General features: G+C 74.6%; 18 protein-coding genes and 5 tRNA genes. 8 read left to right on the top strand and 15 right to left on the bottom strand.

Annotated elements, in window-relative coordinates; translation table 11 throughout:
• Positions 1-60: 60 nt before the first annotated feature.
• Both OG550_RS07280 and OG550_RS07285 read right to left on the bottom strand, forming a co-directional pair.
• A complete protein-coding gene (locus tag OG550_RS07280) occupies positions 61-891 on the bottom strand; it encodes an aminotransferase class IV (protein WP_327675778.1) in 831 nt (276 codons plus the stop codon).
• 82 nt (positions 892-973) lie between these two features.
• Positions 974-2029, bottom strand: a complete 1056-nt coding sequence (locus OG550_RS07285) for a chorismate-binding protein (protein ID WP_327675780.1) — start codon at positions 2027-2029, stop codon at positions 974-976.
• Between the two features lie 300 nt (positions 2030-2329).
• Between OG550_RS07285 and OG550_RS07290 the strand changes: the two genes are divergently transcribed.
• The 5 genes from OG550_RS07290 to OG550_RS07310 all read left to right on the top strand — a co-directional run bounded on the left by OG550_RS07290 (position 2330) and on the right by OG550_RS07310 (position 2848).
• A tRNA-Gly gene (locus OG550_RS07290) sits at positions 2330-2402 on the top strand.
• Positions 2403-2442: 40 nt separating this feature from the next.
• A tRNA-Cys gene (locus tag OG550_RS07295) sits at positions 2443-2516 on the top strand.
• A 34-nt stretch (positions 2517-2550) separates the two neighbouring features.
• Positions 2551-2622, top strand: a tRNA-Val gene (locus OG550_RS07300).
• Positions 2623-2663: 41 nt separating this feature from the next.
• Positions 2664-2735 (top strand) — tRNA-Val (locus tag OG550_RS07305).
• A gap of 41 nt (positions 2736-2776) precedes the next feature.
• Positions 2777-2848: transfer RNA gene (locus OG550_RS07310), tRNA-Val, on the top strand.
• 440 nt (positions 2849-3288) lie between these two features.
• Here the strand turns inward: OG550_RS07310 and OG550_RS07315 are convergent.
• On the bottom strand, positions 3289-3489 hold the full coding sequence (locus OG550_RS07315; protein ID WP_327675782.1) for a hypothetical protein: 201 nt from the start codon (positions 3487-3489) through the stop codon (positions 3289-3291).
• A 425-nt stretch (positions 3490-3914) separates the two neighbouring features.
• Here OG550_RS07315 and OG550_RS07320 point away from each other — a divergent pair, with 425 nt between their 5' ends.
• Together OG550_RS07320 and OG550_RS07325 are read left to right on the top strand one after the other, a co-directional pair.
• Positions 3915-5339: a protein kinase domain-containing protein gene (locus OG550_RS07320; protein ID WP_442905953.1), complete on the top strand. Its 1425-nt coding sequence runs from the start codon at positions 3915-3917 to the stop codon at positions 5337-5339.
• Complete coding sequence (locus OG550_RS07325) at positions 5321-6103, top strand: hypothetical protein (protein ID WP_327675784.1); 783 nt, start codon at positions 5321-5323, stop codon at positions 6101-6103. Before OG550_RS07320 ends, OG550_RS07325 begins: the two co-directional genes overlap by 19 nt.
• Positions 6104-6224: 121 nt before the next feature.
• Here OG550_RS07325 and OG550_RS07330 read toward each other — a convergent pair whose 3' ends face one another.
• Positions 6225-7031 carry a TrmH family RNA methyltransferase gene (locus OG550_RS07330; protein ID WP_327675786.1) on the bottom strand — a complete coding sequence of 269 codons (807 nt, stop codon included), beginning with the start codon at positions 7029-7031 and terminating at the stop codon, positions 6225-6227.
• A 99-nt stretch (positions 7032-7130) separates the two neighbouring features.
• On the opposite strand from OG550_RS07330, the gene OG550_RS07335 reads away from it, so the two are divergent.
• A complete protein-coding gene (locus tag OG550_RS07335; protein ID WP_327675788.1) occupies positions 7131-9899 on the top strand; it encodes a SpoIIE family protein phosphatase in 2769 nt (922 codons plus the stop codon).
• 188 nt (positions 9900-10087) lie between these two features.
• Here OG550_RS07335 and cobA read toward each other — a convergent pair whose 3' ends face one another.
• From cobA to OG550_RS07390, 11 genes are all read right to left on the bottom strand, one after another.
• Positions 10088-11347, bottom strand: coding sequence for a uroporphyrinogen-III C-methyltransferase (gene cobA / locus OG550_RS07340; RefSeq protein ID WP_327675790.1), 1260 nt, complete (start codon positions 11345-11347; stop codon positions 10088-10090).
• 106 nt (positions 11348-11453) lie between these two features.
• On the bottom strand, positions 11454-15260 hold the full coding sequence (cobT, locus tag OG550_RS07345) for a nicotinate-nucleotide--dimethylbenzimidazole phosphoribosyltransferase (protein ID WP_327675792.1): 3807 nt from the start codon (positions 15258-15260) through the stop codon (positions 11454-11456).
• 591 nt (positions 15261-15851) lie between these two features.
• Positions 15852-17177, bottom strand: a complete 1326-nt coding sequence (gene cbiE, locus OG550_RS07350; protein WP_327675794.1) for a precorrin-6y C5,15-methyltransferase (decarboxylating) subunit CbiE — start codon at positions 17175-17177, stop codon at positions 15852-15854.
• Between the two features lie 224 nt (positions 17178-17401).
• On the bottom strand, positions 17402-18040 hold the full coding sequence (locus tag OG550_RS07355; protein ID WP_327675796.1) for a GNAT family N-acetyltransferase: 639 nt from the start codon (positions 18038-18040) through the stop codon (positions 17402-17404).
• 210 nt (positions 18041-18250) lie between these two features.
• Entirely contained in the window at positions 18251-19078 is an 828-nt protein-coding gene (locus OG550_RS07360) for a MetQ/NlpA family ABC transporter substrate-binding protein (RefSeq protein WP_327675798.1), read from the bottom strand.
• Positions 19079-19135: 57 nt separating this feature from the next.
• A complete protein-coding gene (locus tag OG550_RS07365; RefSeq protein ID WP_327675800.1) occupies positions 19136-19882 on the bottom strand; it encodes a methionine ABC transporter permease in 747 nt (248 codons plus the stop codon).
• On the bottom strand, positions 19879-20904 hold the full coding sequence (locus OG550_RS07370; protein ID WP_327675802.1) for a methionine ABC transporter ATP-binding protein: 1026 nt from the start codon (positions 20902-20904) through the stop codon (positions 19879-19881). Before OG550_RS07370 ends, OG550_RS07365 begins: the two co-directional genes overlap by 4 nt.
• A 559-nt stretch (positions 20905-21463) precedes the next feature.
• Positions 21464-21964: a GNAT family N-acetyltransferase gene (locus OG550_RS07375; protein WP_327675804.1), complete on the bottom strand. Its 501-nt coding sequence runs from the start codon at positions 21962-21964 to the stop codon at positions 21464-21466.
• 490 nt (positions 21965-22454) lie between these two features.
• On the bottom strand, positions 22455-22712 hold the full coding sequence (locus OG550_RS07380; RefSeq protein ID WP_327675805.1) for an RNA polymerase sigma factor: 258 nt from the start codon (positions 22710-22712) through the stop codon (positions 22455-22457).
• 113 nt (positions 22713-22825) lie between these two features.
• Positions 22826-24259 (bottom strand): argininosuccinate lyase, encoded by a 1434-nt coding sequence (gene argH, locus OG550_RS07385; protein ID WP_327675807.1) that lies wholly within the window; start codon positions 24257-24259, stop codon positions 22826-22828.
• Between the two features lie 123 nt (positions 24260-24382).
• The gene (locus tag OG550_RS07390; protein ID WP_327675809.1) at positions 24383-25576 is read right to left on the bottom strand and encodes an argininosuccinate synthase; all 1194 of its coding nucleotides are present in this window, start codon (positions 25574-25576) and stop codon (positions 24383-24385) included.
• Between the last annotated feature and the right edge of the window lie 38 nt (positions 25577-25614).

Raw genomic sequence — 25614 nt, forward strand, 5'->3', positions numbered from 1 at the left:
TCCCTTCCCGTCACCCGGGTGTTCTACCCGCCGGGCGCACGGGGCGGGACCCGGCGGCGCTCAGGGGTCCAGGTCGTCGCCGCTGCGCTCGGTGAAGACGGCCATCGCCTTGGCGGTCACCGGACCCGGGCCGGACAGTTCGCGGCCGTCGACGCGGGTGACGGCCTGGACGTCGCGCAGGGTGGAGGTCAGGAAGACCTCCTCGGCCCGCTGGAGGGCGTCGAGGGGCAGGTCGGCCTCCTCGGCGCCGCACCAGTCGATGACGAGTCGGCGGGTGATGCCGGCCAGACAGCCCGAGGACAGTTGCGGGGTGAGCAGGGTGCCGTCGAGGACGACGAAGACGTTGGAGCCCGTCCCCTCGCAGAGCCGCCCGGCGGTGTTGGCGAGGAGCGCCTCCGAGGCGCCGGCGCGGTGGGCGGCGGCCAGGGCGACGACGTTCTCCGCGTAGGAGGTGGTCTTCAGGCCCGCCACGGCGCTGTGCTCGTTGCGGCGCCAGGGGACGACGGCGACGGCCGTGGCGTCGGGCCGGCGGGCGGCGGCGCCGAGGGAGACGACCAGGGTGGGGGCGTCGTCGCCGCGCTCGGAGCCGAGCGGGGCGGCGCCGCCGGTGTAGGTGACCCGCAGCCGGCCGAGGGGCATCGGGTTGGCGGCGAGCACCTGCGCGCAGGCCTCGCGGACCCGGTCGTGGTCGGGGTCGGGCAGGCCGAGACCGCGGGCCGAGAGGGTGAGCCGGTCGAGGTGGCGGGTGACGGCGAAGGCCCGCCCGTCGACGGCCTTCAGGGTCTCGAAGACCCCGTCCCCGGTGGTGAGCCCGTGGTCGAGGACGGACAGGGCGGGGTCGGCGGAGTCGACGAGGGACCCGTTGACCCAGCTGGTGGTGGGGTGCTGCATCGAGGGCTGCTCCTCCTCGGTGGGGCGTGGGCGGTTCGGCTCCGGCCGGGGTCCGGTGACGGTGCCGGGTGCGTCCGCGCCCTCAGTCGGTGTGGGTTTCGGTGCCCGACGCTATCGCGACGAGGCGGGCGGCCTTCAGTTCGGTTTCCGCCCACTCGCGCTCGGGGTCGGATCCCCAGGTGATGCCGGCGCCGGTGCCGAAGCGGAGTTCGGGTGCCGCCGGGTCGGTCCGGTCGATCCAGAAGGTGCGGATGCCGACGGCGAGTTCGGCCTCGCCGCGGTCGGCGTCGACCCAGCCGACGGCGCCGCAGTAGGGGCCGCGCGGGGCGGTCTCCAGGGCCTCGATGATCCTCAGGGCGCTGGACTTGGGGGCGCCGGTGACCGAGCCGGGCGGGAAGGTGGCGGCGAGCAGTTCGGGCCAGCCGGCGCCGTCGCGCAGGGTCCCCTCCACGGTGGAGACCAGGTGGACCAGGCCGGGGTGCTTCTCGACGGCGCAGAGGTCGGGGACGGTGACGGTGCCGGTGGCGCAGACCCGTCCGAGGTCGTTGCGGACCAGGTCGACGATCATCACGTTCTCGGCGTGGTCCTTGTCGAGGAGGTCGTGCTCGGTGCGGCCGGTGCCCTTGATCGGGCCGGAGGAGACGGTGCGGCCGGTGCGGCGCAGGTAGAGCTCGGGCGAGGCGGTGGCGATCTCGACCCCGTGGCCGGGCAGCCGGACGGTGCCCGCGTAGGGGGCGGGGTTGCCGTGGGCGAGGAGCCCGGTGAGGGCGTCGACGTCGGTGCGGTCCGGGTCGGGCAGCGGCGCGGACAGCACCCGGCAGAGGTTGGCCTGGTAGACCTCGCCGGCCGCGATGTGCTCGCGGATCCGGCGGACGCCCGCGGTGTAGGCGGCGCGGTCGAGCGAGCTGCGCCAGCGGTCGGCGGCCGGGCCGAGCCAGCCCCGGCCGGACGGCGGGGCCGGGGCCGGGCGGACGTCGTCGAAGCGGGCGCAGGTGAGCCGGCCCTCGAAGTCGTAGGCGACGGCCCAGTAGCCGGCGGAGTCGAGGGCCGCCGGATCCGAGGTGACGTCGCGCAGCCCGGTCGCGAGGCGGCCGCCGAAGCGGGCGAGCGGGGTGTGGGGGGCGGGGTGGCCGGACACGGTTCTCCTGCACGGGCTTGCTCGGGATTGCGGTGCCTGAAGTGTAGGTCGGGGGGCGTGAGCAGAGTCGGGCGTCACGCGGGCGTGCGCCGGGTGACCTGCGGGTGTCACTCAGGGTGCTGTTCCACCTCTGCCGCGACCGTCCGGGGAGGTCGGCGCGGGGCCCGTCCGGGGCCGCCCGGCGGACACCCCGGCGGCACGCTGCGGGAACGGATTTTTAGCTGGCCCGGGAATCCGCTAGAGTTCAACACGTCGCCAGGGAGCGCAGCCGAGAAAAACGGTGAAGGTCCCGGGAGACAGGCGGACGTGGCTCAGTTGGTAGAGCATCACCTTGCCAAGGTGAGGGTCGCGAGTTCGAATCTCGTCGTCCGCTCGATGGAGAACAGTGTAAGATCGTTCTTCGAGTGTTGCCTGGTGGAGTGGCCGAGAGGCGAGGCAACGGCCTGCAAAGCCGTCTACACGGGTTCAAATCCCGTCTCCACCTCCAAGAGGACTCCCGGTTACGGCCGGGCGACCTCCCCGCGCGATTAGCTCAGCGGGAGAGCACTACCTTGACACGGTAGGGGTCACTGGTTCAATCCCAGTATCGCGCACGTCGGATCCTCCGGGGTCTGCTGCAGGACCGCCACACCAGGCGCGATTAGCTCAGCGGGAGAGCACTACCTTGACACGGTAGGGGTCACTGGTTCAATCCCAGTATCGCGCACGTCGGACCCTTCGGGGTCTGCTGCAGGACCGCCACACCAGGCGCGATTAGCTCAGCGGGAGAGCACTACCTTGACACGGTAGGGGTCACTGGTTCAATCCCAGTATCGCGCACAACAACGGCCGGGGCCGCGACTCTTGGGAGTCGCGGCCCCGGCTTCTTGCGTCTCCGGGAACTGTCGGAACTGCCGGGTCACTCCTGTGCCGATCGTACGGACGGGCGGCAGCGGACCGGGCGGGCCGGGCGGCTCCCTCGGGGGCCGTCAGAACGCATCGCAGTGCAACGCATCGGAACGCAGAAGAGCCGCGTACGGTCGCCCTCACCGACGGCCGTACGCGGCATCTCCTCCTGCCGGGGTGCTCTGCGCACCGCTCTCGCCCGTCCGCGTGTCATCGCGGCCGCGGCCTCCCCGGCGGCACCGGCTCCCCGTCCCCAGGGGATCCAGTGCCCGTTCCTCGGGCCGGCCCGGAGGCCGGCCGTTCCCATCGAGTGGATCAGTGGCTGGTCACGGACTGGACCAGCGGGTGTATCGGTAAGCGGATCAGCGGGTGGATCAGCGGCTGATCAGGTCGGCGACGGCCTGGGCCTGGTTCGCCATCTGCTCCCAGCCCCCGAACAGCGTGACCAGCAGCACCGCGCAGGGCAGTGCCATGGCCACCGCCACGGCCGGGTGCCTGGTGGGCTCCGCGGCCTGGGGCTGAGTGAAGGCCGGCCGACGGCGTCGGGAGGTGGATCCCGTGAGCTGCGCTGCCATGCCCTGACTCCTGATTCGTGAGCGGGTTTACCGGTGAAGTGGACGCGGTGGACGGCTTACCTCGGGGGACGAGCTCCCCGTCCACCGCTGAGGACAACGCTATGGCCCGAGGGGGTCGGCGGACGTCATGCCGTCGTACTGTTCTCCGGGCCTCCCGGAGGATGACGCCTGTACCTGAGGACTACTACCGCAGGGGGAGACGGCCTCCACCGCACCCCCGGGGGAACCCTGAGGGGCGACCCCGAGAAACGTTTCAGCGACCCATCGGCCGACTGTCAGTCCAAGATCGGACAATCGGACGATGGCTTGAGGTGTTGCGTATCAGCACACCGCAGCGGGCAGTCCGTAAGCTGTGCCAGACAGGAACTGACGACGCCCCAACCGACGGGGCCTCACCCACGGTCTGACGGGGAACGATGATGGCGATGATGCGGCTGAGGCGTGAGGACCCCCGCATCGTCGGGCCGTACCGCCTGCACCGGCGGCTGGGAGCCGGCGGCATGGGGGTGGTCTACCTCGGGTCGGACCGCCGGGGACAGCGCGTCGCACTCAAACTCATCCGGGCCGAACTGGCCGAGGACATCGAGTTCCGCACCCGCTTCGCCCGCGAGATCGCCGCCGCCTCCAAGATCCGCGGCGGCTGCACCGCCCGCGTCATGGGCTCCGACATCGAGGCCGACCGGCCCTGGCTGGCCACCGCCTACGTCCCCGGGCCGTCGCTGTACAAGCGGGTCGGCGACGACGGACCGCTGAACTGGCCGGAGGCCGCCCGGATCGGCGCCGCGCTGGCCGACGGCCTGGTCAAGGTCCACGAGGCCGGGGTCGTCCACCGGGACCTCAAGCCGTCCAACATCCTGCTCTCGCCGCGCGGCCCGCGCATCATCGACTTCGGCATCGCCTGGTCCCGCGGGGCCAGCACGCTCACCCACGTCGGCACCGCCGTCGGCTCCCCCGGCTTCCTGGCACCCGAGCAGGTCCGCGGAGCCGCCGTCACGCCCGCGACCGACGTCTTCGCCTTCGGGGCCACCCTGGCGTACGCGCTCACCGGGGACACCCCGTTCGGCTCGGGGGCCTCCTCGGAGGTCATGCTCTACCGGGTCGTCCACGAGGAGCCCGACCTCTCGGCGGTACCGCCGCAGCTCGCACCGCTGATCCGGGCCTGCCTGGCCAAGGAGCCCGCCGAACGGCCCGGCGCGGCCGCCCTGCACGAGCGGCTGAGCGAACTGGCCGCGCGCGGCAGCACCGCGGGCGGCGGCCCCTTCGGCCGCAACCGCGGCCCGGCCGACGACGGCGCGGCACGCGAGGGCGCGCCGGACCGCGGCCCGGCGGAGCAGGGTGGCACCGCCCCGGCGGGCCCCCCGGGGCCGCCAGGACCGTCCCGGGGCGGAGCACCGAGGGGCGCCCCGGAGCCGCCACCCGTCCGGGGGCCGCGGCACGCCCCGCCGGCACCGTCCCGCAGGGCCAGCCGTCCGCCGTCCCGCGCGGCGTTCCGGCCCCCGGACGGGCACCCGACCCGGCCGCCGCACGCGCCCGCGCCGCAGCGGTGGGCCGACCCGCAGGACAGCCCGGCGGCGGGCAGCGGCGCGCCCCCGGCCAGGGCGGCCAGGCCGTCACGGCGCCGCTCCCCCGCCCCGACGCGGCCCAGGCCACCCGCCCGATGCGCGAGCGTCAGCAGACCCCGCCGCCCGGCCGCCCCGGGGGGCCCGCCGGGGCCCGTGAGCGGGAGCAGCGGCCGGGACGTCCGCACGGGCGGGCCCAGGACCGGCAGCACACACCCGTACCGGGCGGCCGCCCGGGCGCCGCACGGCAGCGGCTGCTGCGGCAGCGGCTGGTGGTCTTCGTCACCGTGACGGTGGGCGTCGCGCTGGCCATCGCCGCGGCGCAGGGCTGTGAGAACCGGGAGAACCGGGGGCTGAAGCCGGCGGCCTCCGCCCCGGCGGTCCCCGGCGCGGGCGAGCAGCCGGGGAGCGGCCGGCCGGCGGGCGCGGAGGCGGCCCCTCCGACGACCCCCGCCCCGGCCCCGCCGGCCACGGGCGGTTCGGGGCTCTCCGTGGACGGCATCGCCCAGTCCGGGACCCCGCTCGCCGCGGCCCGCGCGAGCGCGGCGGCCGGTGACGGCGCCCTGGCGCCCGCACAGGGCGCAGGCCCGGCGGTGGACTGGCCGAACCGCGCCTACCCCGACCCCGCCAGCGGGGCGGCCATCACCCTGCGCGACGGACGTTCCGCGGGGGCGGGGCCGCAGGTGGTCCTCAGCGCCGTACTCCCCGCGCGGTACAAGGGGGCGCCCGCCGCCCTGGTGGTGCTGCGCCGGTCGGAGGGCTCGGTGCCGGTCGACCTCGTGCAGCTGTTCTCCTTCAACGGGGACGCGCCGGTGGCGCTGGCCTCCCGGTCATCCGCGGCCGATCCGCAGGCGACCGCCACCTGGCGGCTGGAGAACGGCGCGCTGGTCCGGGAGGAGCGGGTCGCCCAGTCGGGTTCGGCCGCGTCGACCCGTTACACGGTGCGCGCGGACGGCACGCTGGAGGAGTCCTGGCCCGGCTCCGGCGCGACCACGCCGGCCGTCACCCCGCCCCCCGCCGCCGCACCCGCTCCGCCCACCGCCCCGACGGGCTGACGCCGCCGCCCGTCGGACTCGCCCCGACGGGGGCCGGGCCGCCCGGGTGGGCCCGGGTTCGCCGGGCGGGTGCGCAGGAAGTCGGACCCGCCGACTTCCTGCGCGCTGCGTACCGGGGACGTCAGGCGGCGGTGACGGCGTAGAAGGCCACCGCCGCGGCCGCGCCGACGTTGAGCGAGTCGATGCCGTGGGCCATCGGGATCCGGACGGCGTGGTCGGCGGCCGCGATGGCGCCCCGGGTGAGGCCGTCCCCCTCGGCACCGAGCATCAGGGCGGCCTTGGGCAGACGGTGGGGCGCCAGGGCGGCGAGGTCGACGGCGTTCTCGGCGGGCGTGAGGGCCAGCAGGCCGAAGCCCGCGGCGCGGACCGTGTCCAGCGCGGCCGGCCAGGGGTCCAGACGGGCGTACGGCACGGCGAAGACGGCACCCATCGAGACCTTCACCGCGCGCCGGTAGAGCGGGTCGGCGCAGTCGGGCGAGAGCAGGACGGCGTCCATGCCGAGCGCGGCGGCGCTGCGGAAGATCGCGCCGAGGTTGGTGTGGTCGACCAGGCCTTCGAGGACGGCCACCCGGCGGGCGCCGGCCAGCACCTCGGCGGCGTCCGGCAGCGGCTTGCGCTCCATCGACGCGAGGGCCCCCCGGTGGACGTGGTAGCCGGTGACGGCCTCGGCGAGCGCGGGTTCGACGATGTGGACGGGCGCCTCGGCCTCGGCGATGACGTCGGCCATCACGTCCAGCCACTTGGCGGTCAGCAGCATCGACCGCATCCGGTAGCCGGCCGCGAGGGCGCGGCGGATGACCTTCTCGCCCTCGGCGATGAACAGACCCTCGGCGGGTTCGCGGCGGCGGCGGAGTTCGACGTCCGTCAGGCCGGTGTAGTCGGCCAGGCGGGGGTCGGCGGGGTCGGTGATGGTGCTGGGTTCGGACACCCTGCGATCTTGCCAAGCCGGGCCGGGGAAGGCCAAACGGCCCAAGGGTCGGAAGGGCTTGCCCTTGGCCCCCTGCCTGGCGGAGTGCAAATATGACGTATGGCCCGATTTCCGGGCCGATCCTGGGCTCCGTCGGCCACTGGTGCATCCGGTTCCACCACCCCCTCCCGATCCACCGGTACCGCCGGCTCCGCCGGTGGGCGCCCACACGGTCGGCACCAGCAGTCCGAAGCAGCCCGGACCGGACCGGCGAAGAGCCGGTCGGTCGCGGGACAGGTGTTCGCGCTGCAGGTCGTGGTGGTGCTGCTGCTGGTCGCGGCCGCCGTGATCGCGCTGGTCGTGCAGTCCCGCAACGACGCGCGGCAGGAGGCCACCAACCGGTCCGTCGCGGTCGCCCAGACCTTCGCCAACTCGCCCGGCATCGTCGAGGCGCTCCGCTCCCCCGACCCCACCGCGATCCTGCAGCCCAAGGCGCAGTCGGTGGCGGTCAACGCGGGGGTGGACTTCGTCGTCGTCCTCAGCACCGACGGCATCCGCTACACCCACCCCAACCCGGCCAGGATCGGCCAGAAGTTCGTGGGGAACTACGAGCCCGCCCTCAAGGGGCAGGTCGTGGTCGAGCAGGTCGTCGGCACGATCGGGCCGCTGGTGCAGGCGATCGTGCCGGTGCACGCGCCCGACAGCCAGGTCGTCGGGATGGTGTCCGCCGGCATCACGATCGCCAACGTGAGCAGCGCGAGCGAACGGCAGCTGCCCGTGGTGCTCGGCGCGGCCGGGATCGCGCTCGGGCTGGCCACCTGCGGGACGGCGCTGGTCAGCCGGCGGCTGCGGCGGCAGACGCACGGGCTCGGCCCGTCCGAGATGACCCGCATGTACGAGCACCACGCGGCGGTGCTGCACGCGGTGCGCGAGGGCGTGCTGATCATCGGCGGGGACGGCCGCCTGCTGCTCTGCAACGACGAGGCGCGCCGGCTGCTGGACCTGCCGGCGGACGCCGAGGGCCGTCCGGTCGCCGAGCTGGGACTGGACCGGGCGCCCGAGGAGCTGCTGATCGCCGGGCGGGCGGTCACCGACCAGGTGATCCTCTCCGGCGAGCGGCTGCTGGCCGTGAACATCCGGCCGACCGACCAGGACGGCGGACCGCCCGGCTCGGTCGCGACGCTGCGCGACTCGACCGAGCTGATGGCGCTGACCGGGCGGGCGGAGGTCGCGCAGCGGCGGCTGCGGCTGCTGTACGACGCCGGGGTGGCGGTGGGCAGCACCCTGGACGTCACCCGCACGGCGGAGGAGCTGGCCCAGGTCACGGTGGGGCGGTTCGCCGACTTCGTGACGATCGACCTCGCCGAACAGGTGCTGGAGGGCGAGGAGCCGCCGCCCGGCCCCGCGCTCGGGCGGATGCGCCGGGCCGCGTTCGCCGCCGTCCGGGAGGGCTCGCCGTTCTACCCGGTCGGCACGGTGCTCGACGTGGTGCCGTCGACGCCGCTGGCGGGCGCCCTGCACAGCGGGCTGCCCGCGGTCGAGCCGCGGCTGGCGGAGGCCTCCGCCTGGCGGGAGCAGGACCCGGAGCGGGCGGCGCAGGTCCTGGCGTACGGGGTGCACTCGCTGGTGCGGGTGCCGGTGAAGGCGCGCGGGGTGCTGCTGGGCGTGGCGCGGTTCTGGCGGGCGGACCGGACGGACCCGTTCGAGGAGGACGACCTGGCGCTGGCCGTGGAGCTCGTCGCGCACGCCGCCGTCTGCATCGACAACGCGCGCCGGTACACCCGGGAGCACGCGATGGCGGTGACCCTGCAGCACAGCCTGCTGCCGCGGAGCCTGCCGGCGCAGAACGCCCTGGACGTCGCGCACCGGTACCTGCCGGCACAGGCCGGGGTCGGCGGGGACTGGTTCGACGTGATCCCGCTTCCGGGCGCGCGGGTGGCGCTGGTCGTCGGTGACGTGGTGGGGCACGGGCTGCACGCGGCGGCGACCATGGGGCGGCTGCGGACGGCGATCCACAACTTCTCGACCCTCGACCTGCCGCCGGACGAGCTGCTCGGGCACCTCGACGAGCTGGTCAACCGGATAGACCAGGAGGAGTCGGCGACCGGCGGATCGGCCGCGGTGACGGGCGCCACCTGCCTGTACCTGATCTACGACCCGGTGTCGCGGCGGTGCACGCTGGCCAGTGCGGGGCACCCGCCGCCGGCGCTGGTCGGGCCGGACGGGCGCGTGGTGTACCCCGAGCTGCCGACCGGGCCGCCGCTGGGCCTGGCGGTGCTGCCCTTCGAGACCACCGAGCTGGTGGTGGAGGAGGCCAGCCGGCTGGTGCTCTACACGGACGGGCTGGTGGAGGACCGCGAGCGGGACATCGACGTGGGGCTGGAGCTGCTGCGGACCGCGCTGACCGGGCCGCCCCGGACGCCGGAGCAGACCTGCGCGGACGTGCTCGGGGCGATGCTGCCGGCGCGTCCGCAGGACGACATCGCGCTGCTCGTGGCGCGGACCCATGTGCTGCCGGCCGACCAGGTCGCGGAGTGGGACGTGCCGTCGGACCCGGCCGCGGTGGGCGCGGTGCGGGCGGCGGTGGCGGAGCGGCTGGAGGAGTGGGGGCTGGAGGAGGCGGCGTTCGTCACCGAGCTGATCCTGAGCGAGCTGGTGACCAACGCGATCCGGTACGGGACGGGGCCGATCCGGGTGCGGCTGCTGCGCGACCGGTCACTGATCTGCGAGGTGTCGGACACCAGCAGCACCTCGCCGCACCTGAAGTACGCGGCCACCACCGACGAGGGCGGGCGCGGGCTCTTCCTGGTCGCCCAGTTCGCCGACCGGTGGGGCACCCGGTACACGGCCACCGGGAAGGTGATCTGGACGGAGCAGCCGCTGGAGTAGCGGGTGACGCGGGGTGAGGGGGTGGGTGCGGGGGCTCCGTTCTGTGCTTTGCAAAGTGAGGAATCACTTTGCAAAGCACAGAACGGAACGGAGAGAGGTGCTCTGAGCTGGTGGTATGCAGAAGCTCTTTGCAAACACCGTGTGTTTGCAAAGAGCTTCTGCGAGGGCGGTCCGGGGGCCCGGACGGCTCAGGAGTGGGTGGGGGCGGGGGTCGCGGGGGCGAGGACGTTCACGACGTCGCCGATCACGATGACCGCCGGGGGCTTGATCCGCTCGGCCGCGACGGTGGCGGCCACCGTGGCGAGGGTGGCGTCCACACGGCGCTGGGCGGCGGTGGTCCCCTCCTGGACGACGGCGACCGGGGTGTCGGCGGCGCGCCCGCCCTCGATCAGCCGGGCCGCGATCGCACCGATCTTGTCGACCGCCATCAGCAGCACCAGCGTGCCGGTCATCCCGGCGAGCGCCTCCCAGTTGGTCAGCGAGCGCTCGTCGTCCGGGCCGACGTGGCCGGAGACCACGGTGAACTCGTGCGTCATCCCCCGGTGGGTGACCGGCACCCCGACCGCCGCCGGAACGCTGATCGAGCTGGAGATGCCGGGGACGACCGTCACCGGCAGCCCGGCCTCCGCGCACGCGAGCAGCTCCTCGCCGCCCCGCCCGAACACGTACGGGTCGCCGCCCTTGAGCCGGACCACGAACTTCCCGGCCTTGGCGTGCTCGACGAGCGTCCGGTTGATCGCCTCCTGGGCCATGAACCGGCCGTACGGGATCTTCGACGCGTCGATCACCTCGACGTGCTCCGGCAGCTCGGCGAGCAGCTCGCGCGGGGCCAGCCGGTCGGCCACCACCACGTCCGCGTCGGCGAGCAGCCGGCGGCCGCGGACGGTGATCAGGTCCGGGTCGCCCGGGCCGCCGCCGACCAGCGCCACGCCCGCGCCGCGCGCACGGTACTGGCGGGCGGCGAGCGAGCCGTCCCGCAGCCCCTCCACGATCGAGTCGCGCAGGGCGGCGGAGTGGCGCGGGTCCCCGGTGAGGACGGCGACGGTGGCGCCCGCGTCGCGCCCGCTGGCGGGCGTCCAGGCGGTGGCCGCCGAGGCGTCGTCGCTGCGGGCGCAGAAGACCCGCTCGCGCTCGGCCTCGGTGCTGACGGCGGCGTTCACCGCGGGATCGTCGGTGGCGACCAGCGCGTACCAGGTGCCGGCGAGGTCACCGTCCCGGTAGGGCCGCTCGTGCCAGGTCAGCTCGCCCGCGTCGGCCATCGCCTGGACGGCCGGGGTGGTGGCGGGGGATATCAGATGCACGTCCGCACCGGTGGCGAGCAGGGCGGGCAGCCGCCGCTGGGCGACGTGACCGCCGCCGACCACCACCACGCGGCGGCCGGCGAGCAGCAGGCCGACCGGGTACGGGGTGCGGCCCTCGGTGCTGGGGTGGGGGGTGGGCGCGGTCATCGGCGGTGCTCCTGGATCGGGTGAGGGTGGTGTCGGGGTACGCCGCCGCACCGCTCCGCGGACCGGCGCGCCCTCGGGCCGGTGCACGGAGCGGTGCGGGTGGGCGTCAGGCCTTCTCGGTGACCCCGGCGGAATCGAAGGTGGCTACATCGTGCATCGCGCGGGCCGCACTCTGCACCAGCGGCAGGGCCAGCAGGGCTCCGGTGCCCTCGCCGAGCCGCAGGTCGAGGTCGATCAGCGGACGCAGGCCCAGCTTGGTCAGCGCGGCCTGGTGGCCGGGCTCGGCCGAGCGGTGGCCGGCGATGCAGGCGGCCAGCACCTCGGGGGCGATCGCCTTGGCGGCGAGCGCGGCCGAGCCGGCGATCACGCCGTCCAGGATCACCGGGGTGCGCAGCGAGGCGGCGCCGAGCAGGAAGCCGGCGATGGCCGCGTGCTCCAGGCCTCCGACGGCGGCGAGGACGCCGATCGGGTCGGCCGGGTCCGGCTGGTGGAGGGCCAGCGCGGCGCGGATGACCTCGATCTTGCGGGCGTGGGTCTCGTCGTCGATGCCGGTGCCGCGGCCGGTGACCTCGGCCGGGTCGAGGCCGGTGAAGACCGAGATCAGGGCGGCGGAGGCGGTGGTGTTGGCGATGCCCATGTCGCCGGTGACCAGTGCCTTGTTGCCGGCCGCGACGAGGTCGCGGGCGGTCTCGATGCCGACCTCGATGGCCTTGAGGGCCTCCTCGCGGGTCATCGCCGGGCCCTTGGTCATGTCGTCGGTGCCCGGCTTGACCTTGCGCGGGAGCAGGCCCGTGGTGCGGCCCTGCTGGATCGCGTCCGGCAGCTCGGCGGCGACGCCGACGTCGACCACGCAGACCTCGGTGCCGATCTGCCGGGCGAAGGCGTTGACCACCGCTCCCCCGGCCAGGAAGTTGCCGACCATCTGGGCGGTGACCTCCTGCGGCCAGGGGCTGACGCCCTGGGCGTGCACGCCGTGGTCGCCGGCGAAGACCGCGACGCAGGCGGGCTCCGGGATCGGCGGCGGGCACTTGCGGGAGAGGCCGGAGAGCTGGGCGGAGATGATCTCCAGCATGCCGAGCGAGCCGGCCGGCTTGGTCATACGCTTCTGGCGGTCCCAGGCCTCGCCGAGTGCCTTGGCGTCCAGCGGGCGGATGCCGCGCAGGGTCTCGGAGAGCACGCTGTGCGGCTCCTCGCCGGGGAGCGCGCGGTTGCCGTACTGCTCCTCGTGGACCACCCAGGACAGCGGGCGCTTCTTGGCCCAGCCCTGCTGCTGGAGCTCGGGCTCGTCCGGGAAGGCGTCGACGAAGCCGACGCACAGGTAGGCGACGACCTCCAGGTGCTCGGGCAGGCCGAGCTCGCGGACCAGCTCCTCCTCGTCGAAGAAGCTCACCCAGCCGACGCCGAGCCCCTCGGCGCGGGCGGCCAGCCAGAGGTTCTCGACCGCGAGGGCGGCCGAGTAGGGGGCCATCTGCGGCTGGGTGTGCCGGCCCAGGGTGTGGCGGCCGCCGCGGGTGCGGTCGGCGGTCACCACGATGTTGACGGGCGTCTCCAGGATCGCCTCGATCTTGATTTCCTTGAACTGCTTGGCGCGGCCCTTGGGGAGCGAGTCGGCGAACGCCTCGCGCTGGCGCTCGGCCAGTTCGTGCATCCTGCGGCGGGTCTTGGCGGAGCGGATGACCACGAAGTCCCAGGGCTGGGAGTAGCCGACGCTGGGTGCGGTGTGGGCGGCCTCCAGAACGCGGATCAGCACCTCGTGCGGGATCGGGTCCGGGCGGAAGCCGTTGCGGATGTCGCGGCGCTCGCGGATGACCTGGTGGACGGCCTCGCGGCCGGCGTCGTCGTAGCCGGCGGCGGCCGGGCCGCGCGGCTCGGCGGGCTCGGCCGGTTCGGCGTCCTCGGTCGGCTCGGCGGCCGCGTCGGGGGTGCCGACGGCGTCGGTACCGGCCTCGGCGGGCTGCTGCTCGGCGGCGGCGCTCGCGGGGGCGTGGTCCTCGGCGGCGGCGGTCTCGGCCGCCGGGGCCTCGGGGGCCTGCTCGGTCGCGGGGGCCTCGGTCGCCGGGGCCTCCACGGCGGGGGCCTCGGTGGCGGGGGCCTCCGGCGCGGCCTGCTCGGACTCGGCGGGGGCCTCGGCCTCCGCGGCCTGAGCGGCCGGCTGCTCGACGGCGTCCGCCTGCTCGACCGGGGCGGCCGGCTGCGCGGCGTCGGCCTGGTCGGCCGCCTCGGCGGGTGCACCGGCCTCGACCGGCGCGACCGCGTCGGCCGGGGCGGCGTCCGTCGGAGCCTGGGCGGTGGCCGGGGGCGCGACGGGCTGGCCGGACGGCATCTCGCCGGTGCCCACGGCGGTCGCCGCGGCGGCCTCCGGGGTCTCGACGGGTGCACCGGCGACGGGCGTACCCACGACGGGCGCACCGACCGTCGGCTCGACCGTGGTGGCCGGGTCGACGGCGGGGTCGGCCTCGGGGGCCTGGGCGGCGGCCTCGGGGGCGGGCTGCCCGGCGGGCGCTATGGGGGCGGACTGCTGGGCCTCGTCCTCGGCGACGGCCGGGGCCGACTGCTCCACCGCCTCGACCTGGGGCAGGACGTGCGGCGGCGGCGCGGCGAGGAACGCGGAGATCCGACGGGGCTGCCCGACCGGGGCGGCGGGCTGCTCGGCGACGGGCTGCTCGGCGGCGGGGGCCTCGACCGGCACGGGCTCGGCGGCGACCGCCTCGGCGGCGGCCGGTGCGACGGTGGCTGCCGGTGCGGCGGCCGCCGGGGCTTCGGGAACCGCCGTGTCGGCGGCCGGGGCGGCCGCCGGCTCGACCGGGACGGGCTGGGCGACGGCGGCCGTTCCCTCTCCCGGTGCCGGTTCGACGGGGGTCGCCGGGGCGGCGGCCTCGGTCGGCACGGCCTCGACGACCGGCACGGTCTCGACGACCGGGGCGGCTTCGACCGGTACCGGCTCGACCGGCGCGGCCTCGGCCGGCAGGGGCTCGACGGGCTGCTCGACCGGCGCGGCCGCGGCCTCCACGGGCTGCGGCTGCGACGCGGCCTCCGGCAGCGGCTGGACGTCCTGGGCCGCCACCGGCGGCACGGGCTGCGCGGGCTGGAGCGGCTGGACCGTCACGAACGGGGCGGACTGCGGCTCCGGCTGGACGGCGGCCGGGACCACCGGAATGCCGTGCGCGGGCGTGGCGCCCTGCGAGGGGCCGCGGTCGGCGAGCGAGCGGACCGGGACCTGGCCGGTCATCAGGGACGGGTCCGGGATCGGCGGTCCGGCGTGCAGCGGGCGGCGCGGTGCCTGGGCGGCCGCGGCCTCCGGGCCCTGCTGGACCGGGGCGGCCTGCGCCTGGAACGCGGCCTGCGGTGCGCCGTGGGCCTGGTGGGCGGCCGGGTCGGCGCCGAGCGGCGGCGGGTCCAGCGGCGGCCAGGACGGCTCGACCGGGGTGCCGGGCGCGGCCTGCTGGTCGGCGCCGAGGGGTGCGGGCGGCTCGCCCCAGGAGCCCTGCGGGCCGGGCATGAGCAGGACGTCGTCCTCGTCGTCGAGCCCGTCCGGCTGGTCGGGCTGGTCGAGGAAGTGGAAGGCGGGGCGCGGGGCGCCCGGGTCGACGGCCCAGCCGTCGCCGACGGTGCCCGGCGCTCCGGTCCCGAGGGGCACGCCCGGGGCCTGGGCGAAGCCGGGTGCGCCGAGCGGCTGGACCTGGCCGGGGATGCCCTGCGGCGGGAGGACTCCCGCGCCGGGGGGCACCGCGCCGGGGAGGCCGGTGCCGGGCATCCCGTGGTTCGGGATCAGCTGTCCGGGGACCGCACCGTCCATCGCGACGCCCTGCACGGGTGCGACAGCCGCGACGCCCTCCGGGCCGCCGAGCGGGTCAGGCCCGGCGAGCAGGTGCTCCGGCAGTCCCTCGTTCGGGACGTGGCCGCCATCGGTCATGTCAAAGCTCCTTCCAGGCCGCTGCCGCGCCCTTGGCGACGCGATCACCGACCGCAGCGCCCATCCGCACGGGCCGGGCCTGCACCGGCCCGCCCCTCAACCACACATGGCCGCCGCGCCGAGGCGCTGCGGCCGAAGTCCTTCCGGCGCGCTGCGGCACCCCGGCCCGCCACCACCCGCGAGGGGCGGCGCGTCATCTGAAACAACGACAAGCCGGGGCAACCGGCACGACCGCACCGGACCCTACGGCATTCTCCAGGTCCGGCAGGCGGCCCGTCGAATTGCCCACACTCCGAGCCGTACCGGCCTGCGCCACGTCAAAAAGGCGACAAACCGACCGGATCGGGCGGGCTGCCGAACGCCGCAGCCGTCCCGGACGCCACACTACCGGCCCGGCGGCACCGCCTCTCGAATCGGTGTCCGGATGCGACCTGGATCACCGTCGGACGGGTCGCGGCCGCTCCCGCGGCGGCGTCGCACCCCTCCGGGCGGGACGGGCGCACGGAGCGCACGGGTCGGGCCGGTGACGGCCGGGGCCCTCGGAACCGGCACCCGGCCCCGGCGGGACCGCCGTCCGGCGGCGCCCCGTCTTCACACGATCTGCTCACCCCAGAGCAGGAAGGCGCCCGGATCACCCACCCCGAGGCGCAGCCCGCGGCCGGTGTCCGCCGCCCCGGTGGCGGCCGACGCGGCGCCAGGTCCGGTGACGGGGGCGAGCAGCGGGGCGGACTGGAGCAGTGCGCCGTCCGCGCGGTAGCCCGCCTCGGCGATCGCCCGGCGGACCTCCTCGGCCTCGGCGAGGGTGCGGGCGACCGCCACGACCCGTTCGGGGCGGCGGGAGAGCACGGCGCGCACCACGTCCGGTCCGCCGTTCTCGACCACCGCGGCGTCCGGTTCCGGCAGGCCGCCGAGCACTTCGGGTGCGTGGCCCTGGACGATCTCCACCTCGACGCCGTAGCGGCGGGCGTTGACGGCGAGCCGGGCGCAGGCCGTCCGGTCGGCCTCGACGGCGACGACGGCGGCGCCGAAGCGGGCGGCTTCCACGGCGAGCGCGCCGATGCCGGCGCCCACCGACCAGAGCAGGTCGCCCGGGCGTGCGCCCAGCCGGGCCAGCACCAGGGCGCGGACGTGCGCGGGGAGCGTGTCGGGTGCGCCGGGCGCGTTCTCGGTGCGCTCCGCGCCCGTGTAGGCGTCGGGCGGGAGTGCCCAGCCGCGGTCCGGTCCGGGGAAGCCGACGGGGCGGCCGGCGAGCCAGCCGGCGGCCGCGGTGGCCGTGTCGGCCTGCGGTCCGCCGCCGGGGCCGCCGCCGCTGCTGCTGCCGCCGATCACCAGGACCACGCTGGGGTCGCGCCAGACGTGGTCGGCGACCCGGTCGGAGGTGAGTACGGTGACGTCCTCGTCAGGTGTGCCGAGTGCCTCGCAGACCACGAAGGTGCGGTGCACGCCGCGGAGCATGAGGGCGAGTTCGCCGGGCCCCGCGCCGGGCGCGGTGAGCACGGCGACCTTGGGGTTGGCCCGGCAGACGTTGGCGGCCCGGCGAAGGCGCCCGCCGTGGGCGCTGACCACCTGGGCGTCCTCCCAGGGCATGCCGGCCCGGGCGAAGGCGGCGGCGACGGAGGAGACGGCGGGCAGGACCTCCAGTTCGAGGCCGTACTCGGGGCGGCGCAGGGTGCGCACCACGCCGAAGAAGCCCGGGTCGCCCTCGGCGATGACGACGGCCGCGCCGCGGTGTCGGGCGATCCGGCGGGCGGCGAGCTGGATGCTGCCGAGGGCGATGCGTTCGGCGGCGGGCGGCACCGGTAGGGCCTTGAGCTGGTAGGGGGCGCCGGCGACCAGGGTCGCTGCGGCGAGTGCCGCGCCGGCGGCCTCGGTCAGCGGTGTGCCGTCCCACCCGATGACCGTGATCCGGTCAGCCATCTGCGGCTGTTCTCCCTCGCCATCCGTACGCCGACAAGCCGCGCCCGCGTTCGGCGCCGTGGAGAGGCTACCGGGTGCGGTCCCCTCGGCGCCGACATCTCGCACACATGTCCGCCGGTCCGCGCGAAGGGGAGGCCCGTCCGGGCACGGGGCGGGACGGAACGGCACGGGGCGGGACGGTTGCGGCGGGGCCGGGGCGGCGCCGGGCCCGGGGTGCGGTCGGGTCAGTCGCGCAGGACGTAGCGGTGGTCGCCCGGCCAGGCCTGGGCCGCGTCGGCCTCGGGGTTCTCCATGTCCTCCGGCAGCAGGCTCCACAGGATGAGGTCGCTGCGGCTCTCCTGCACCACCTCGCCGGATTCACCGCGCACTATCCAGGCGCTGCGCAGGACGCCCTCGCTGATGCCGCCGATCTTCTGGGCGACCTGCTGGGCGGCGGTGTTGCCCGCGGCGGTGCGCATCTCCAGGCGGAGGAAGCCGCGGTCCTCGAAGAGCCACTGGGCGACGCCGAGGACGGCCTCCGGCGCGTAGCCCTCGCCGCGGGCCCAGGCGGCGGTGACGTAGGCGATCTCGGTGGAGCGCAGCCGCCAGTCGGTGTGGCGCAGTTCGACGAGGCCGACCAGCCGCTGGGTGAGGTGCTCGGTGACGGCGAAGACGATGCCGCGGCCGGCGGCCCGGTGGGCGGGGGCGAGGCTGCGGGCCAGGTCGGCGGCGTAGGACTCGGTGAAGGGGTGCGGGAGGTCGGTCCAGGCCAGGACGAGTTCGTCGGCCATCATCGTGGCCAGGCCGGGGGCGTCGTCCTCCGCAAGCGGGCGCAGCAGCAGCCGTTCGGTGCTGATGGCGGTCTCGGGGAAGCTCGCTGCCATGCCGTCTCTCCTCGCCGGGTCGTGGACACACCGTACGCCTCGCCGGTGCCCGGGTGTCACGCGGTGCGCGGACCGCACGACGGTACGTCAGATCCGGGCCTGTCGGACCGTCACTGGTGCATACTGCCCGACCGGGCCCCCGCCAGGGTGCGGCGGGGGCCCGGTGTGGGTCCGGCGGGACGGGTCGGTGCGCGGTTCGGCGCGCCGGCGTCAGAACGCCGGGATGACGGAACCGTTGAAGGTCGTCTGGATGTACTGCTTGACCTCGGGCGAGTGGAGCAGCTCGGCGAGCTTCTTGACCCGCGGGTCGTTCTCCTTGCCCTGCTTGACGGCGAGGATGTTGGCGTAGGGGTTGCCCTCGGCCTTCTCCAGGAGCAGCGAGTCGGTGGCGGGCTTGAGGCCGGCGTCGAGGGCGTAGTTGCCGTTGATCACGGCGGCGTCGAGGTCGTCGATGGAGCGGGGCAGCTGGGCGGCCTCCAGCTCCTTCCACTTGAGGTTCTTGGGGTTGCCGGTGACGTCGGCGGGGGTGGCGGCGGTGCCGACGCCCGCCTTGAGGGTGATCAGGTTGTTGTCGGCGAGGAGCTTGAGCGCGCGGCCCTCGTTGGTGGCGTCGTTGGGCAGGCCGACGGTGGCGCCGTCCTTGAGGTCGCCGACGGCCTTGACCTTCTTGGAGTACAGGCCGAGGGGCTCCAGGTGGACCGTCTCGACGGAGACGATCTGGGTGTTGTGCTTCTTGTTGAAGTCCTCCAGGTACGGCACGTGCTGGAAGTAGTTGGCGTCGGCCGAGCCGTCCTGCACCGCGGTGTTGGGGGTCACGTAGTCGGTGACCTCCTTGATGTTGAGCTTGAGGCCGGCCTTCTCCGCGAGGTTGTCCTTGACGTACTTGAGGATCTGGCCGTGCGGGGTGGGGCTGGCAACGACGGTGAGCGCGGCGTTCGGGTCGGAGGACGCCGAGCCGCCGTCGCTGCTGCAGGCGGCGAGGGAGAGGGCGATGCCGGCGGTGGCGAGGACGCTGGTGAACTTCAGGGCGTTGCGCACGAAAAGTGCCTTTCTGCGTGTTTCGGGGAGCCGGGTCCGGGTTCGGACGTCGGGAGGTCAGGGGGCGACGAGGTCCTCGTCGGGGGTGGCCGGGGCGGCGGGGGTGCGGCCGCGCGGGCCGAGCAGGCGGGTCCAGCCGCCGGTGCGTCCGCGGTCGGCGAGGGCGCGGACGGCCCGGTCGCCGATCAGCTGGACGACGGTCACGATGATCACCAGCTCCGCGACGATGATCCACATGAAGGCGGTCTCGAAGCGGAAGTAGCCGTAGTTGATGGCGAGGGTGCCGAGGCCGCCGCCGCCGACGACGCCGGCCATGGCGGAGTAGCTGATCAGGGTGATGACCGTGGTGGTGACGGAGGCCACGAGGGCGGGCAGGGCCTCGGGGATCAGCGTCTTGCGGACGATGGTCCAGGTGGAGCCGCCCATGGCCTGGACGGCCTCGACGAGGCCGCGGTCGACCTCGCGGATCGAGGTCTCGACCAGGCGGGCGAAGAAGGGGATCGCGCCGATGGTGAGCGGCACGGTGGCGGCCTCCCAGCCGATGGAGGTGCCGACGAGCCAGCGGGTGAAGGAGATCAGGGCGATCATCAGGATGATGAACGGCACCGAGCGGGCGATGTTCACGGCGGCGCCGAGCACCTTGTTGACCGGCCGGTTCTGCAGCAGGCCGCCCTTGTCGGTGAGGACGAGGAGGACGCCCAGGGGGAGGCCGAGCAGCACGGTGCCGGCGGTGGAGACGCCGACCATCTGGAGGGTCTCCCAGGTGGCGGGCCACATCAGTTCCTGCATCTGGTCCCAGGTCATGCCGCCGCTCCGTTCGCCGTCTCGATCACGTCGACCTGCAGGCCCTGCTCGCGCAGGAAGCCGATCGGCACCACGTTGTCCGCGCGGGAGCCGGGGAGTTCGACCCGCATCCGGCCGACCATGCGGCCGGCGATGGTCTCGACGGCGGCGCCGAGGATGTTGATGTCGATCTGGTAGGTGCGGGCGAGCTGGGAGACGAAGGGCCGGGCGGAGCTGTCGCCCTGGAAGGTGATCTCCAGCACGGTGCTGCCGGGGTGGCCGGTGCCGAACTCGCTGAGCGGGAAGAGTTCGCGGGCCAGTTCGGAGCCGGGCTTGGCGAGCAGGTCGGTGAGCTCGCCGGACTCGACGACCCGGCCGCCGCGCATCAGGGCGGCGGAGTCGCAGACGGACTTGATGACGTCCATCTCGTGGGTGATCAGCAGGACGGTGAGGCCGAGCTGCTGGTTGAGGTCGCGCAGCAGTTTGAGGATCGACCGGGTGGTCTCGGGGTCGAGCGCGGAGGTGGCCTCGTCGGAGAGCAGCACCTTGGGGTCGCCGGCGAGGGCGCGGGCGATGCCGACGCGCTGCTTCTGGCCGCCGGAGAGCTGGGCGGGGTAGCTGCGGGCCTTGTCGCCGAGGCCGACGAGGTCGAGCAGTTCGGCGGCCTTGCGGCGGCGCTCGGTGCGGTCCAGTCCGATGATCTCCAGGGAGAGCTCGACGTTCTGCTGGACGGTCCGGGAGGAGAGCAGGTTGAAGTGCTGGAAGACCATGCCGATCCCGCGGCGGGCCTCGCGCAGTTCCTTGCCGGCGCGGTTCTCGCCGCCGGGGAGGGCGGTGAGTTCGACGCCGTCCACGGTGACGGTTCCGGAGCTGGGCCGCTCCAGCATGTTGACGCAGCGGATGAGGGTCGACTTGCCGGCACCGCTGGTGCCGACGACTCCGTAGACCTCGCCGGGGCGGACGTGGAGGTCGACGCCGGCGAGGGCGGTCACCTCGCGGCCGCTGGAGCGGTAGACCTTGGTGAGGTCCGTGGTGGTGATCACAGCTGCTTCCGTGGGTCGGGGGCGGGGCGGCGTGCGGCCGCCGGACCGGGTTGCGGTCGGCGACGTGGACGGCGTTGCGCCAGGGGGGTCCGGACCTGCCACCCCTTGATCGTCGCCGTTGGACGGCCGGGCCGCGCGACGGCGTGGCCCTTACGTGTCAACGGTGATCGGCCACCCGCCCGTGGGTGGGCAGGCGGATGGAGGGGGTGGTGACGGCAGGCTGGGCTCGCTCACTCGGACGGGAGCGGCCGGGTCTCGCTTCGGGGCGCGAGGTGTGGTCCCCCGGCCGGTGGCGAGGGGGAGGGACGGTGGCCCTCAGCGGTGACACATTCGACGGCACATGGCACTCTCACCTGCCGGCAGGGTGCCGGTGGGGGTCCATTTCGTCGTCGCAGTCATGTGAGCCAGTAAATCAGATGGGTCGATTTGGTCCCAACTATTTGGACCTTCTGTCCGCAATGCGGACACTTACCGCTCTCACCTGCGGAAACGTCGACCGGCGTCGCCTTCGGTGGTCCGAATGATGGCGACGCCGGTCGGGAGGGCTGCGGGTGGGGGGTCAGGCGGTGGCGGCGAGCTCGCTCACCGCGGCCTTCTCCAGGCGGACCAGGCTGAGCCGGCCGCTGACCTTCTCCACGGCGGTCTGCCGGTAGCCCTGGCGGGCGTACAGGCGCAGGTTGCCCAGGCTGCGGTGGCCGGTGAACAGCCGGTACGCGGTGACCGCGCCGTCCTCGGCGAGGCGGCGTTCGAGCGCCTCCAGCAGTCGGCCGCCGAGACCGTGCCGCTGCATCCGGGGGTGGACGACCAGGCGCCCTATCCGCCCGACGCCGTCGGGCCCGAGCCGGCCGCGCACGGTCCCGACGATCTCGCCGCCGAGGCGGGCGACCAGGAAGTGCTGTTCGGTCAGTTCGGCGCGCAGGCTCTCCAGGGACTGTGTCAGGGGCTCGATGGCCCAGTCGCCGTAGAGCTCGGCTTCGGTCTGGTAGCCGAGGTACTGGAGCTTGAGGATCTGCTCCGCGTCCTCCGCCTCGGCGGTCGAGATGATCACGCTCATGCCCATGTGCGGGGGCCTCCCCATCGTTGTGCCCGGCGCGCGAACGTGAGGGTGTCGCACCGGATGCCCTGCCGGAGATGTCCCGGCCGGGGGTCTTCCCGAGCCGGGGGTGGCGCACGAACGTACCAGCCGCGCGTCCCTGGTGAGGTCCGCGCCGCCGGCGGCGTGCTCACGGTCAGTATCCGAGTGACCGCGCCACCGTCAAGAGCTACGTTCGCCAGCGCCTTACCCGCGCGTCAGCTGTCCTCAACCTCCCGGCCGCCGGACGTGGCGAGGGTCACGCCCGGCGGCGGCGGGTCGGGCGCGGCCGGGAGGGCGCGGACGGGGGTGGAACGTGGCGGGCGTCACGCCCGCCGGGTCCGGGGCGGGGCCGGGGCCGGAGCCGGAACGGACCCGGCCGGCGGGGCGGGAGCGACGGGACGGGGACGGCGGGGGGGGACGGCGGGACGGGGACGGGCGGGAGGGCCGGGGTCCGGCCGGGCGCGGCGCCCCGCCGTCAGGCGTAGCGCTCGGCGTGGAGGCGGGCGCGGAGGCAGGCGAGGCAGCGGGAGCGGGTCGGTCCGATGGAGCCGCGGGGCATGCCGAGGCGTTCGGAGAGTTCGCGGTAGGTCGGCGGCGGGTCCTCGGCGAGGGCGGCGACCAGTTGCGGGCAGCGGCCGGGCAGCGCGGCCACCGCCTCCCGGACGAGGCGGCGTCGCAGCTCGGCGAGGACCTCGTCCTCGGCGGAGGGGACGTACGGGAGGTTGGTGCACATACCGTGGATGACCGGGTGCGGGCCGGGCCGGTTACGCCCGTCCGGTCGCGTCCGCGCGAAAGGGGCGCGACGGTCGGACCGTCGCGCCCCTCCCCCGGACCGGTGACCGGGTGTCAGCCCTGGACCCACTCCTGCTGGGCCGCCAGGTCCGCCTTGACCTCGGCCAGCTGGACCGCGACGGCGCTGGGGGCGGTGCCGCCCCGGCCGTTGCGGGAGGCGATGGCGCCGTGGACGTTCAGCACGGTGCGGACCTCGGGCGTCAGGTGGCCGGAGATCGCGGCGAACTGCTCGTCCGTCAGGTCGGCGAGTTCGATGCCGTGGACCTCGCACTCCTTGACGCAGGCGCCGGCCACCTCGTGCGCGACCCGGAACGGCACGCCCTGCTTGACCAGCCACTCGGCGATGTCGGTGGCGAGCGAGAAACCGGCCGGGGCGAGCTCCTCCAGCCGCTCCCGGTGCACGGTGAGGGTGGCCATCATGCCGGTGAAGGCGGGCAGCAGCACCTCCAGCGTGTCGCAGGAGTCGAAGACCGGCTCCTTGTCCTCCTGGAGGTCCCGGTTGTAGGCGAGCGGCAGCGCCTTGAGGGTGGCGAGCAGGCCGGTGAGGTTGCCGATCAGCCGGCCGGACTTGCCGCGGGCGAGTTCGGCGATGTCCGGGTTCTTCTTCTGCGGCATGATCGACGAGCCGGTGGAGAAGGCGTCGTGCAGCGTGATGAAGCCGAACTCCTTGGTGTTCCAGATGATCACCTCCTCCGCGATCCGGGAGAGGTTGATCCCGATCATCGAGGTGACGAAGGCGAACTCGGCGACGAAGTCCCGCGAGGCGGTGCCGTCGATGGAGTTGCCGACCGAGCCGCGCTCGAAGCCGAGTTCGGCGGCGACGGCCTCCGGGTCGAGGCCGAGCGAGGAGCCGGCCAGCGCGCCGGAGCCGTAGGGGGAGACGGCGGTGCGGGTGTCCCACTGGCGCAGCCGCTCGGCGTCCCGGCCGAGGGCCTGCACGTGCGCGAGGACGTGGTGGGCGAAGAGGACGGGCTGGGCGTGCTGGAGGTGGGTGCGGCCCGGCATCGCGGTGTCCGGGTGGGCCTCGGCGAGGCCGACCAGGGCGTGCTGGAGGTCGAGGACCAGCCCGCCGATGATCTTCGCGTGGTCCCGCAGGTACATCCGGAAGAGGGTGGCGATCTGGTCGTTGCGCGAGCGTCCGGCCCGCAGCTTGCCGCCCAGGTCGGGGCCGAGCCGCTCCAGCAGGCCGCGTTCCAGGGCGGTGTGGACGTCCTCGTCGGCGATGGTGCCGGTGAAGGTGCCGGCGTCGACGTCGGCGAGCAGCCGGTCGAGCCCGTCGAGCATGCCGGCGAGTTCCCCGTCGGAGAGCAGGCCGGCCTTGTGCAGGACGCGGGCGTGGGCCTTGGAGCCGGCGATGTCGTACGGCGCGAGGCGCCAGTCGAAGTGCACCGAGGCGGAGAGCTTGGCCAGCGCCTCGGAGGGGCCGTCGGCGAAGCGGGCGCCCCAGAGGCGGACGTCGCCACCGGAGGTGGTCTGGTCGGCGGACATCGCACGGGCTCCTTTGCACGGGAGGGTTCGGGAGGGGTGGTTCGGGGGGTGGTTCGGGGTGTTCGGGGGGGATGGCCCCGGCCGCGGGGGTGGGCGCGGCCGGGACCGGGGGGAGGTGGCCCGTCAGCCGAGGTCGCGCCGGGCGGCGATCTTCGAGGAGAGCCCGAAGATCTCGATGAAGCCCTTGGACATCGACTGGTCGAAGGTGTCGCCGGTGTCGTAGGTGGCGAGGTTGAAGTCGTACAGCGACTGGTCGGACTTCCGGCCGTTGACGACGGCCCGGCCGCCGTGCAGGACCATCCGGATGTCGCCGGAGACGTGCTGGTTGGCCTCGTCGACGAAGCCGTCCAGGGCGCGCTTGAGCGGGGAGAACCAGAGGCCGTCGTAGACCAGCTCGGCCCACCGCTGCTCGACCTGCCGCTTGTAGCGGGCCAGCTCGCGCTCCAGGGTGACGTTCTCCAGCGCCTGGTGGGCGGTGATCAGGGCGATCGCGCCGGGGGCCTCGTAGATCTCCCGGGACTTGATGCCGACGAGCCGGTCCTCGACCATGTCGAGCCGGCCGATGCCCTGGGCGCCGGCCCGCTTGTTGAGCTCCTCGATGGCCTGGAGGACGGTCACCTTGCGGCCGTCGACGGCGACGGGGACGCCGGCGTCGAAGGTGATGACCACCTCGTCGGCCTCGCGCGGGGTGGCCGGGTTCTGCGTGTACTCGTAGACGTCCTCGATCGGGGCGTTCCAGATGTCCTCCAGGAAGCCGGTCTCGACGGCCCGTCCGAAGACGTTCTGGTCGATCGAGTACGGGGACTTCTTGGTGGTGGCGATCGGCAGGCCCTTGGACTCGGCGAAGGCGATGGCCTTGTCCCGGGTCATCGCGTAGTCGCGGACCGGGGCGATGCACTTCAGGCCGGGGGCCAGCGAGTTGATGCCGACCTCGAACCGGACCTGGTCGTTGCCCTTGCCGGTGCAGCCGTGGGCGACGGTGGTGGCGCCGTGCTTCTGCGCGGCGGCGACCAGGTGCTTGACGATGACCGGCCGGGAGAGGGCGGACACCAGGGGGTACTCGCCCTGGTAGAGGGCGTTGGCCTTGAGGGCCGGGAGGCAGTACTCGTCGGCGAACTCGTCGCGGGCGTCCGCGACCTCGGCCTCGACGGCACCGCAGTCCAGCGCCCGCTGGCGGATGACGTCCAGGTCCTCGCCGCCCTGGCCGACGTCGACGGCGACGGCGATGACCTCGGCGCCCGTCTCCTCGGCGATCCAGCCGATGCAGACGGACGTGTCCAGACCGCCCGAGTAGGCGAGTACGACGCGCTCGGTCACGGCTTTCTCCTTCACAACTGTGCGAACAGGCTTACGGC

Origin of the sequence: Kitasatospora sp. NBC_00458, from assembly GCF_036013975.1 — a bacterium.
Lineage (GTDB): Bacteria > Actinomycetota > Actinomycetes > Streptomycetales > Streptomycetaceae > Kitasatospora.

Coding starts and splice junctions, on each gene's coding strand:
- argH (WP_327675807.1), bottom strand. CDS start 24,259: ATGTCCGCCGACCAGACCACCTCCGGTGGCGACGTCCGCCTCTGGGGC.
- cobA (WP_327675790.1), bottom strand. CDS start 11,347: ATGACCGCGCCCACCCCCCACCCCAGCACCGAGGGCCGCACCCCGTAC.
- cbiE (WP_327675794.1), bottom strand. CDS start 17,177: ATGGCTGACCGGATCACGGTCATCGGGTGGGACGGCACACCGCTGACC.
- OG550_RS07365 (WP_327675800.1), bottom strand. CDS start 19,882: ATGACCTGGGACCAGATGCAGGAACTGATGTGGCCCGCCACCTGGGAG.
- OG550_RS07335 (WP_327675788.1), top strand. CDS start 7,131: ATGGCCCGATTTCCGGGCCGATCCTGGGCTCCGTCGGCCACTGGTGCA.
- OG550_RS07380 (WP_327675805.1), bottom strand. CDS start 22,712: ATGTGCACCAACCTCCCGTACGTCCCCTCCGCCGAGGACGAGGTCCTC.
- OG550_RS07315 (WP_327675782.1), bottom strand. CDS start 3,489: ATGGCAGCGCAGCTCACGGGATCCACCTCCCGACGCCGTCGGCCGGCC.
- OG550_RS07375 (WP_327675804.1), bottom strand. CDS start 21,964: ATGGGCATGAGCGTGATCATCTCGACCGCCGAGGCGGAGGACGCGGAG.
- OG550_RS07280 (WP_327675778.1), bottom strand. CDS start 891: ATGCAGCACCCCACCACCAGCTGGGTCAACGGGTCCCTCGTCGACTCC.
- OG550_RS07355 (WP_327675796.1), bottom strand. CDS start 18,040: ATGGCAGCGAGCTTCCCCGAGACCGCCATCAGCACCGAACGGCTGCTG.
- OG550_RS07320 (WP_442905953.1), top strand. CDS start 3,915: ATGATGCGGCTGAGGCGTGAGGACCCCCGCATCGTCGGGCCGTACCGC.
- cobT (WP_327675792.1), bottom strand. CDS start 15,260: ATGACCGATGGCGGCCACGTCCCGAACGAGGGACTGCCGGAGCACCTG.